Raw genomic sequence first — 11,137 nt, forward strand, 5'->3', positions numbered from 1 at the left:
GGTGGCGAGCGGACGGAACGTGAGCCCCGCGGTGATCGCACGCTGGTTGCTGACCGCGCCGTAGCCCGCGTACGGGTTGTCCTTCGACGGCACCCAGATCGGCAGGCCGACCTGCTGCTCGTCGAGGAACGCCGGCGGCACGTGGGTGAGCGTCATGCCGCCGCCGGTGACGGCCTGGCAGCCGTACAGCATGGCGTCCATCGACAGCGAATAGTCCGGCCCGCAGGCGTTGAAGGTGCCCAGCGTGCGCGTCTCCGCAAGCCGAATCATCCATTCGCCCAGGTCGCGGCCGTCGATGATCTGGATGGGGTCCTGGCCATCGCCGGGCACCAGGATCTCCCCTCCCTGCGCCACGCGGTGCGGCCAGTAGGTGAAGCGATCGGTCTCGTCGCGCGGGCCGACGATGTAACCGGGCCGCACGATGGTGACGTTCTTGCCGAACTGCTTGTGCGCTTCGGCTTCGCTCAGCGCCTTCAGCGGACCATAGAGGTTCTCGATGTCGGCGCGCAGCGTCTGCTGCGTTTCGGCCATCGCATCCTTGCCCTTGTACTGCGCCAGCGGCGAGGCCTCGTTGATGCCGGGCTTGCTGCCGTCGGCGTACACCGAGATGGTGGAGATGAAGAGGTAGTGGCCCACGTTGCCCTTCAGCACCTGGCCCGCATCGCGCACCCAGAACGGCAGGCTGGTGGGGTTGTCGATGCACACGTCCCACTTGCGGCCCTTCAGCGCGGCGAGGTCGCCGGTGTTGCGGTCGCCGTGCAGCTGCTCGACGGTCGACGGCCATTCCGGCGACGGGCGCTTGCCGCGGTTGAACAGCGTGACCTTATGGCCGCGCTTGAGCGCGTATTCGACCTGGAACGGCCCGGTGAAGCCGGTGCCGCCGAGGATCAGGATGTTGAGCGGCTTGGCCGCCTTGCCCACCGGCTTGGTCTCGCTGGCGGCGGAGGCGAACGACGGCAGCGCGGCGGCGGCGGCGGCCAGCGCGCCCAGCTTGAACAGGTCACGACGGGTGGTCATGCGGTGCTCCCCAGCGGTGTCAGGAAACCGACTAGATAGCACCGCCCCGGTCGGCAAACCCCTGCCGGAAGTCGTTGTGACTTCCTGTAAACCATCGGTATGGGAAAGCCAACGGCGGTCGCCCGCGTCCGGAACACAGGTGCGGTGACCAGCGTCCAACCCGTGCAGGCTCACCCTCCCCTTTCCAGGTGCCCGCAGCGAACGTCGGCCGGCCGTMGTCGAGCCTCGACGGCTCGCCGGCGACCTTCCGAATCCCACCCATCAGCGAAAAAGACGCGCGCGTGACCTCCAGCGTTTCGCCGGAGACACGAAAAATGTCGCGCGAGAGCCAGATACGCTTGTCGCTTCAACGGCCGAAGCCTCGCAAACGACATGTGGCGGGTGAAGCGCGAGGCTTCGCGCCTTGCGGCCGACACCCAAGGCTTGGCGGCCGGCACGTGGAGGCTTGCAGCCCCGAAGCGTGGACACTCGCCCTCGACGATTTTCGAGTCGCACCCGAGTCGCATGCGACTCGACGATGGGAATCGGAAGGTCGCCGGCGAGTACTGCGAGCATGCGGACCACGTGCGCCGAACGGAATGCCGACCTCAGCGACGCGTGCGTCATTCAGCTCGTGGCTTGGCGCGGCCAGGTCGGCTAAACCGAGCCTGGCGACCTCGTCGGCTAGTCGCTCAACCAGACCTGCTTGAACTTCCGCTGCGCGCTGTCCCAGAAGTAAAGGGATGATGCACTGCCGAGACGGAAATACTCGATCCCCGTGTTGGGGAGGACCAGACTGCGTGCTGCGCTATCTCGTCCCTGCTGACAGACTTCCTCCGCAGCAGGGCACGCGTAGATCCCGGGTTCCGCCGCGTCGATCCTCATGACGAGGCCGACATTGGCGAAGTCACTCCCCCATGAAATTTCATCGACCCGGACCCAAGCGGGCCCCTCCTTGCCCGACATCCGCACCCAAAGCGCTTCAGCATTGCTCGTCGTACTTTTCAGGAGCAGCGCGGTGTCATCGCCGCCATCGTCATCCAGGTCCGCAATCACACGGGTAAACGCTGCTGGCGACTCCGGTAGCATCGGGTGCTGGAGTTCTGCGCTGGTCGGCAAGCGCCAGCCTTCCGGTAAGTCGTTCACCATCGGACCGGCAACCCCTACCACGATCAAGAAAGACGCGAGCATGGCCAAACTCCAGAGCTTCGAAGATGCGGTGCGTGCGGCAACCAACGTCCCACTCGGCGGGTCCACCAGACGGATACAGCATTGGCGCTGCACTATCGTAGAGACGGCCGCCCTCGCCTATCAAGTACGTTGATCCCTCTTGGGGACCCCTGCCCCATGGAGACACCCGATGCCCGCTTCGCAGTCATTGATGACCACCCGCCGCGGTGAATTCCGCACGCTGTACCGCGCCCTCGCCCGCAAGCCCGCCGCCTTCGCCTCCACGCCCATCGTGTTCTGCGAAGGCGACTCGTGGTTCTCCACGCCACTGTCGATGAACCTGCTGGACTGGCTGGTGTACCCCGCGCCGGAGGACGAAAAGAAGGGCGTGCCGCTGTTCGGGGCGGGCGGCCTGTTCTTCCGTACCGAGGACAGCGGGGATCTGGCAACCGACATGTTCACGGCCAGCGGCATCCGCGACCTGTCCACGTGGTATCGCGGGTTCGAATTCGACCTGGTGCTGGTCAGCGCAGGCGGCAACGACTTCGTCGACACCTTCCTGCAGGCCACGTTCCGCGGGGCGGCACCGATGAACCCGGCGGCGGCGTTCCAGCGTGTCGTGGACACAGGTCGTTATGCCGAGGTACTGGACCGCTACCGTGCCTTCGTCACCTCCTTCCAGGCCATTCGTCCGCACACGCCGATCCTGGCGCACACCTACGACTACCCGCGCGAGCTCGGCCGCGCCGCGCAGCTGACCCTGGGCAACCTGGGTGCCGCCGCGCTGTTGAAGAAAGGCGTGGGCCCGTGGATCGGCAACAAGGTCTCGCACGTGTTGCCACGCATCGAGCAGCAAAGCGAGTTCGCGCGCCTGCTGATCGACGGGTTCGTCGACCGCGTGCTGGTGCCGCTGCGCGACGACCGTACCACCGGCAAGGTCTTCGACTTCGTCGACCTGCGCGGCGTACTGACCCGCAGCGACCAGTGGTTCGACGAGATGCACCCGACGGGCGCGGGTTTCGCCGCGCTGGCGACGAAGTTTCGCCAGCAGATGCGGGCGAAACTGGAGATCAAGTTGGGGGGTTAAGCCTTGTCCCGCTTCGCAGGATGAGCTGAGTACGGCGATACCCAGCATCTCCGCAATGGAAGGCTCGCACGCTGGGATCGCCTTCGACTCGGCCCCCTTAGGGCTTGCTACTGCCAGGTATCTTCGAGGTACCGCGGCTTGCATGCGAGGTACCCGCCGACCAGCAGCACGCCGACGCATGCGCCCAGGAACGCCATCGGCAGCGTCCAGCCGTGCGTGTGTTCGTGCAGCAGGCCGAACGCCAGCGGTCCAGCGCACGACAGCGTGTAGCCCACGCCCTGCATGAAGCCGGACAGCGCCGCGGAGCCTTCGGGCGTGCGCGTGCGCAGGTTGATCATCGTCAGCGACAGCGGAAACGTGCTGGGGCCCAGGCCGAGCAGCGCGACCCACAGCGCAGGTGCCGCCATCGGTGCGAGCAGCAGGCCGGCGAACGCGGCGGCGTAGAAGCCCGCGCAGACCACCACCACGATGAACGGATTGCGCATGCGCACGGCGATCAGCGGCATCGTGAGCGAGGCCACCAGCCCCAGCGTGGAAAACAGCGCCACCATGGTGCCGCCCAGCGCCGGCGTGCCGCCCGCTTCGACCAGCAGCTTGGGCAGCCAGGTGAACATCGAATAGGTGACCAGCGAGGTCATGCCGAACATCAGCGCCATGCCCCACGCCACCGGCGACCGCCATGCGCGACCCTGTGGTCGCGGTGCCGCCAGCTCGGGCGCCTCGTCATCGACGGCAACCGCTGCGTCGTGCGCGCGGGCGAGCGGGGTGTTGCGTTGTCGCTCCTGCCACAGCACCAGGCACCACGGCACCGCCGACGCGGCGGCGAAGACCGCCCACAGGCCCAGCGAGACGCGCCAGCCGGCCGCTTCCATGACCGGCACGGCAACCAGCGCGGGCAGGATGGTGCCGGCCTGCAGCACGGTGATGTACAGCGTGCTGACCGTGCCCACGCGGTCGGCGAAGTAGCGCTTCACCAGCGGCGGCAGCACGATGTTGCCGATGCCCATGCCGGCCAGCGCGGTGAGCGAAGCCGCCATCAGGGCCGTCGTGTCGCCCGCCGCGCTGCGCAGCAGCAGGCCGAGCATCGCCAGCAGCATGGCCAGCAGCGCCGTCCGTTCCAGGCCAATGCGGTGCGCCAATGCAGGCGTAGCCACGCCGAACAGCGCGAACGCCGCGGTCGGCAGCATGCCGAACACGCCGGTGAGGGTGGCACCGAAACCGAACGTGTCGCCCAGCATGTCGAGCAACGGCGTCAGCGAGGTGACCGCGGTACGCAGGTTGAAAGCGGAYAGCACGATGCCGAGCAGCACCAGTCCGCGGCCGGACCAGAGCGAAGCGGGTGCGGCCGATCGAGTCTTCACGGATTCCATGCGCCCATTATCGGCGATGGCCTGCGACAGCGCGTCGCATGGGCAAGGACGGTGTGTCCTGCGGCACCGTACGCGATGCCCGAGGAAAAGGCGGACCGAAACCCGCCTTCCCTCATGCTGGCCGCACCCGGACCGCTCAGTACGTACCGGTCATGTTGACGAACCAGCCGCGATGATCGAAGTGGAAGTCCGTCAGGTCGTCGCTGAAGCGGGTGAAGTTGTACCCCGCACCGATGCGGAAGTGCTTGTTGAGGTCGCGGTCGACGCCGACCAGGAAGCCTTGCCGTGCACCGCCGTCCTCGACGTCCAGCCAGCGGTACTCGCCCAGCACATGCCACCGGGTGCGCAGTTCGTAACGTGCCTGCACGGCGCCGAACGTGGTGGCCGAGTCCAGCCACACGCCGGTGCCCCGCCCCATGCGCACCTCGCCTTCGCGACGCGACAGCTTGCCGGCGAACTCCCAGTGCTGGTCGTGCTTGTACACACCTTCCAGCGAGACGATCTGCGAGCGCTGGTCGACCTCCGCGCCGCCCAGCTGGCCCATGCTCGCCAAGTCGTACAGATAGGTGTAGCGCCCGAACAGGCCCCATCGCTCGCTGTTCCAGGGACTGTAGGCGAAGCCCACGCTGCCCTCGATGAACTTGGCGCCTTCCTGCGGATTGAGCCGGTCGTCGGTGTCGGCATAGTTCAGGCGGGCCGCGATGCGCCAGCTGTCGCTGAAGCGATGGGTCAGACGCGTGGTGCTGACCCACTGCTCGCGCTGTTCCACACCGGTGTCCTCACGCCATTCCAGCTTGCTCTGCCAGTCGGTCTCCGGCGAGGTGTGGCCCCCGGACACGCTGACCGCGCGACGATCCACCACGCCACCGGATCGTGCGTTCTCCAGTTCTCCTTGCGACAGGGTGAAGCCCGTGTTCCAACCGCGCGCCGGATAGAAATCCATGCCGAAGGTGTGCGCCAGGCCCGACGTGTCGCGCTCCTTCAGGAACTGGCTTTCGTTGAACACGTTGGCCTGATTCGAGATGCGCCAGCGCTGGCCCAGCGTCCAGCCGTTCTGCCCCTTCGGGTTGAACAGCGAGTCGTAGCCGGTGGTGTCGGTCGAATGCGTGTAGCCGCCATAGAACGTGTGCTCCGGCGTGATGCGGTATTCGGCATTGACCGTCGCCGCATTGCCACGATCGCCGTCGGTGACTTCCGCGCCGATCGACGAGTTGTCGCCGAACAGATGCCTGGCGCCCAAGGTGTAGGCGTCGTTGTCGGCATACTGGCCGCCGTCGTCGTCCACGGTGAACTGGGCCACGCCATACACGTCCCACGCGCTGCCGATGCGGTGCTGGTACTTCAGCGCCGCCAGCGTGCCGGCGGCATCGACGGCGCCGCTTTCCTCGTTCACGCGTCGCACTTCCACGCCCAGCGTGCCGTCGTCGCTGATCCGCCATTCCACCGTCGCCTGCGCCTGGTCCAGCGTGTCCGTGCCGCGTTCGGCGCGGGTGTAGCGGCTGTACAGGCGGATGTTCTGGTCAAACTGGCCCAGCACTTCGGCGCCATACTCGGTCACCGGCAGGCCGTTGTCGTAGCGGGACACCGAATAGCCGGCGTCGGTGCGGCGCCACCAGGCCCCGGCGCTCCAGTCGTGCTCGGTCCAGCCCAGTTCCTTGAAGTTGGCGCGTGCCTCCAGTGCCTTCGCCTCGCCTTCGCGGTTCAGCGCGGTGTCGTTCTGCTGGATGAAGCTCAGGCCGCCGTTGTCGGAGAAGAATGCCGGCAGGCCGAACGACTCGCTGCGCGCGTACTCGGCCTTCACGAAGGTGCCCTTGCCCGCCTGCAGCGTGAGGTCGCCGCCCTTCAGCGTGTAGTCCTCGCCCGCACGGCTTTCGTCGATGTAGGTCGCCCCCACCCCGACGTGGTCGCCGAACCAGTGCTTGCCGCGCAGGCCGACAGTGAGCTCGTCCGCGTCGAAACCGGACGGCACCCATTCGTAGTCCACCAGCAGGCGCTGCTCCAGGCCATCGAGCGGCGTATCGCGCGTGAGCGTGGGATTGTTGTCGCGGCTGATCTGCGCCAGCGGGCGCGTCAGCAGCAGGCGGCSCTGCAGTTCGTCGATCTCGTAGTCCGTGCCCCGCTGCAGTACCACGCGGTTCTCGGTACGGCCGGTGGTGCGATCACGCACCTCCAGCGTCACCACGTCCGACCCGGGCAGCAGGTCCGTGTGGCGCAGGTAGTAGAGGCTGCCGCCGGTACCGATGAATTCATTGTGGCCCGGCGCGCTCTCCGGCTGGGACCCGAACACACGCAGTTCGCTGCCGGCATCGCCCCACCGGTTGCTGGCATTGGAGCGCCAGTTGAGCGCCGCACCGTACAGCGAACGCTGGTACTGGCCGAATTCGGTACCGGTGATTCCGGTCGCATAGTTGCCCCACAGGGCCTGGTTCTTGTCCCAGTCCACGCGCAGGTAGAAGCGCCCCATCGTGTCGACGTCGCGATAGGTGTTCGAATCGTCGCCGTAGACCGGGTAGTACAGGTCGGGATCGAGGCGGCGGAAGATGTCCTGCGGATCGGCCTGGGTGAAGCCGTCGAACAGGCGCTCCAGATCGCGTTCGGTGGTATCGGCCTGCGCCGTCACCAGGTACTTGCCCCGCCATTTCGCCTTGCCGTAGAACGCCAGCCGGCCGTCGCTGATCACGTCGTCCTGGTAGCGCGCATCGCCCTGGAACGAGGCCGACGAACCGCTGATCCTGTTCTGCGCGATGGTCACGTCGGCGAGGCCGACGCCGAAGAAGTAGCGGCCGGTGACGTCGATGTCCATCGAATGCGATGGCGTCGACGCTTCCCCGTCGCCATGTCCACCCACCACGATGTCGAAGCGATGCTTGCCCACCGGCACCAGGTACTCGGCGACGAACTTGCGCTCCAGGTCCACCGGGTAGTCCTGGCCGTTGATGCGCAACGCGGCATCGGCGGGCAGGTTGCGGCCCTGGATGCGCACGCGCGAGCCGTAGAGCGGGATGTTCTGCTGGCGCAGGCCATTTCCCGCGAAGACGTCGTCGATCAGGCTCTGCGCCTGCGCCTGCTCGGTGCTGAGTGCATTGCCCAGTTGACGCTCGGTGCTCGTGCGCAGTGCGGTGGCGCCGCGTTCGGCTTCCTCCGGCGACACCAGCTGCAACGTGCGCGGCAGGGTTTCGTCGACCTGGCCGTCGGCTCCCGTAGCGCGCAGCACGTAGACCAGCTCATCGCCCTTGCGGAAGCGGTACCTGGCCGGCAGCGCGCCGTCCCATTCGGCGCGCGTCACCGCAGCCACGTCCAGCGGCACGGTCGCCAGCGGCTCGATCAGGTCCGCATCGCTCGCGCGATACACGCTGATCTCCAGCCGCGCGATGAAGGCCGGATAGTTGCCGCGTACGTAGAACGGCACCGGCTTGAGGATGCCCGTGCCATCGAATGCCGCGAACGACGGTGCGGACACCGACAGTTCCGGCTGGCCGAGCGTGGGATCTTCGGTCGCCCAGATCGCGCCGCCGCCGGGCAGGTCGATCGAGAACTTGCCGGTCACCACCGCCTTGGCCGGCGATGCCGCCTGCACCGTCACGCGACGGTCGGGCTGCAGCGCGACCGAGGTGGCGTGCGCGCCGGTCGCCTGCGTCACCGGGTCGCCGTAGCTGCGCGTGCGCAGGCGGAAGAACAATCCGTCCTCGCTGGTGCAGCGTTCCGTATCGCACGTGACCGTCGCGCCTTCGCCCTGCGCGGGGTTGTCCGCGGTCGTGGCCGCTTCCTGCGCGGCCACCATCGGCGCCGCACCGGCCAGCAGCGTGATCAACGTGTAGTCCAACAGCTTCATCTTCATGCGCTTGTCCATGACCCGCCCCCTCAGTTCCGCGCGCCGTCGGGCGCGACCGGGTCGTTTTCGATTTCCACCCGCAACGTCGCGCGGGCCGATGCGCTGAGTCGTCCGGCGAGGGCGTCGAATACCGCCTTCGCACGTTGCATTCCCAGCGCGCTGTTGTAGGCATGCGAGCCGCGCCGGTCGGCGTGGCCCACGATGACGACGCCGCCTCCGCCACTGCGTTCGAGCGCGGCCGCGATCGCGTCGAGCAGCGGTGCGAACTCGGCGCGGATCGTCGCCATGTCGGTATCGAACAGCACCGTGCCGAGCAGCGCGGCGTCATCCYGCACACCGGCGACCAGCGACGCCGGCGCCTCCGGCTTTGCGCGGACGCTCACCGTCAGTGCCTTGGCCGCCGGCCCGTCGAGCTGGGCCAGCAAGGCGTCCTTGACCGCATTGGCCCGATCGAACGCGCGTCCTTCGCTGTCGCCATCGGCTTGGATCACCACCTCACCGCCCTGGTACTCGCGCACCTTGGCGGCCATGGCACTCACCAGCGGCTGGTAGCGCGCGGGCAACACGGCGCTGCCCGGCGCGAACTGCACCTCGCCCAGTTCGAGTTCCAGCTGGTCGCTGCCGCCTTCGATCACCTGTTCGGGCAGCACCACGCCCCAGTCGAAGCGCACCGGCACACCGGGGGTCACCCGGCGCAGCAGCGGGTTGTCCGTCGTCATCGTGGTGCCGGCGGGCAGCGTGGACGGATCCACCTTCAGGATCACGTTGCGTCCGCGCTCCCACGTGCCACCGGACACGCCGGCGAGGTGGTAGCGGCCGAACAGGTCGGTCTCGATCAACAGACCTTCCACGGTGGCGATGCGCACGCCCGGCACGCCGCGTTCCTCGATACCGGCGTTGCCGATGACGTAGTCCACCACGTAGCCGTCCGCGCCCTGCGCGACACGACGCTCCACCGTGGGCATCGCCGCCGTGAGGCCCTTGGCCGCGTCGCCACGCGTTTCGACCGAAGTGACGCCGTGGCGGTCCATCCGCAAGGTCACGCCCTGGTCGCTGCTCAGCACGAAGTCGTCGGTGAAGCTGGGCTCGCGCAACGTCTGGCGGATCACCACCTGGCGGCCGCTCGCGGGATCGGCCTCGGACTGGCGCCCTTCCACCGTGCCCACGACGATGCCGTGCAGCAGCGGCGCGCTGGCATCGGCCTGCGGCTGCGGCCCCGTGCCGCGATCCAGCGTGGTCGAACCCGCCACGTAGGCAGCCGACGCGAACCCGCCCTGCACGCGGATACCGCTCAGCGTGGCGCCGTCCTGCCAACCATCGCCGTCGCGGTCGTTGAACACCGTGCCGAACAGCAGGCTGTCTTCCACCATCGCGTCGGCCACCAGCATCACGTCGGCGCTCGCCACGTTGGACAGCGGCTCACCGGACGACGACACCGCTTGCGCCTGGTTGACCTGCGTGCCGGCGCGCGCACCGGCGCCCACCCGCATCGCGTACACCAGGCGGGCGCTGCCACCGACCGGAATGTCGAGGCCTTCGAACCGCACCGGAGACTGGCCGGCCACCGTGGCCGCGTTGTCGCCGTCGCTGACCGACAACGAGCCTTCCACGTAGGTGAAGCCCGCGGGCGGCGTATCGATGATGCGGCCGTCTACCAGCGGACCGTCGCCCAGGTTCTCGACCGACACCGTGTAGCGCACCAGGTCGCCGGTCTGCACGTCGCGCACGCCTGCGGCCTTGGTCACGCGCAGCAGCGCTTCGCCACTGACCACCACGACGGCATCGGCCGTATCGCAGTTGGCCGGGTTCAGCACTTCGCACAGGGTGTACGGATAACGGTACGTACCGGGCGGCGTGCCCGCGGTCATCGTGACGGTGCCGTCGGGGTTCATCACCAGTCCCGGGATGGGCGGRCTGCCCGGCACCAGCGTGACCTGGCCGATCTGCGCAGGACCACCGCCCAGGGTGTCGTTGCCCAGCACGCTGGGCGAGGTCCCGCCCGTGCCGCTGCGGATCGGGACGAACGCGTCCTCCACGGCATCGATGATCGTGGCGGTCACGGTGAGCGTGACCGTCGCGTCGTCGCAGTTGTCGGGTGTCTGCGTTTCGCAGAGGCGGTAACCGATCGTGTACGTGCCCGCCGGTGTCCCGGCCGGGACGGACACGATGCCCGTTGCCGGATCCAGGACCGGGACCGGACCACCGTTGAGCGAGGTCGCCGGTGTGGTCACCGTGCCGGTGACGCGCGACGGATCCACCACCACACCGTTGATCGTGTCGTTGCCGTAGACGTTGCCGACCGACGGATTGCCGCGAGCCCCATCCACGGGGGCGGGCGCGTCGTCGACCGCATTCACCGCAGGCAGGATGTCGGTGTCCACGCTGCTGGTCGGCGTGCTCACGCCGGGCGACGGAGCGCCTCCCGGCGGCGTGGGCGGCTGGCCCGTGGCCATCGCGGTGTTGCGCACCTGGCCGGCCAGCACGTCGTCAGGCGTCACGCTGTAGGTCGCGTTCGCCACGACCTTCTCGCCCGGCTTCAGCTGTCCCGCCAGGCCCGGCCACGCGTAGGCCAGCGGACTGAGCCCGGCCATCGCATCGCTCACGGACACGTTCGCCAGGGTCACGTTGCCGGTGTTCTCCACCTCAAACCGGTAGGCGATCGTGCTGCCTGCGCGATACGGG

Annotated in this window: 6 protein-coding genes; 1 reads left to right on the top strand and 5 read right to left on the bottom strand. The window is 68.0% G+C overall.

Features of this window, described 5'->3' with window-relative positions:
* Both AC04L7_RS05040 and AC04L7_RS05045 read right to left on the bottom strand, forming a co-directional pair.
* The coding region (locus AC04L7_RS05040) for an NAD-dependent epimerase/dehydratase family protein (RefSeq protein ID WP_475512625.1) at positions 1 to 1,017 on the bottom strand (1,017 nt) is incomplete at its 3' end.
* A 663-nt stretch (positions 1,018 to 1,680) separates the two neighbouring features.
* Positions 1,681 to 2,187, bottom strand: coding sequence for a hypothetical protein (locus tag AC04L7_RS05045; protein ID WP_435999234.1), 507 nt, complete (start codon positions 2,185 to 2,187; stop codon positions 1,681 to 1,683).
* A 190-nt stretch (positions 2,188 to 2,377) separates the two neighbouring features.
* On the opposite strand from AC04L7_RS05045, the gene AC04L7_RS05050 reads away from it, so the two are divergent.
* Positions 2,378 to 3,253, top strand: a complete 876-nt coding sequence (locus AC04L7_RS05050; RefSeq protein ID WP_475512626.1) for a hypothetical protein — start codon at positions 2,378 to 2,380, stop codon at positions 3,251 to 3,253.
* Between the two features lie 107 nt (positions 3,254 to 3,360).
* Here the strand turns inward: AC04L7_RS05050 and AC04L7_RS05055 are convergent, their stop codons facing one another.
* From AC04L7_RS05055 to AC04L7_RS05065, 3 genes are all read right to left on the bottom strand, one after another.
* The gene (locus AC04L7_RS05055) at positions 3,361 to 4,623 is read right to left on the bottom strand and encodes a CynX/NimT family MFS transporter (RefSeq protein ID WP_296282678.1); all 1,263 of its coding nucleotides are present in this window, start codon (positions 4,621 to 4,623) and stop codon (positions 3,361 to 3,363) included.
* Between the two features lie 136 nt (positions 4,624 to 4,759).
* Positions 4,760 to 8,473, bottom strand: a complete 3,714-nt coding sequence (locus AC04L7_RS05060; protein WP_475512627.1) for a hypothetical protein — start codon at positions 8,471 to 8,473, stop codon at positions 4,760 to 4,762.
* An 11-nt stretch (positions 8,474 to 8,484) separates the two neighbouring features.
* Positions 8,485 to 11,137, bottom strand: a 2,653-nt coding sequence (locus tag AC04L7_RS05065) for a DUF7507 domain-containing protein (RefSeq protein ID WP_475512628.1), incomplete at its 5' end; no start/stop codon positions are given.

The sequence above is a fragment of the Pseudoxanthomonas sp. LjRoot204_2 genome (genome assembly GCF_056175765.1).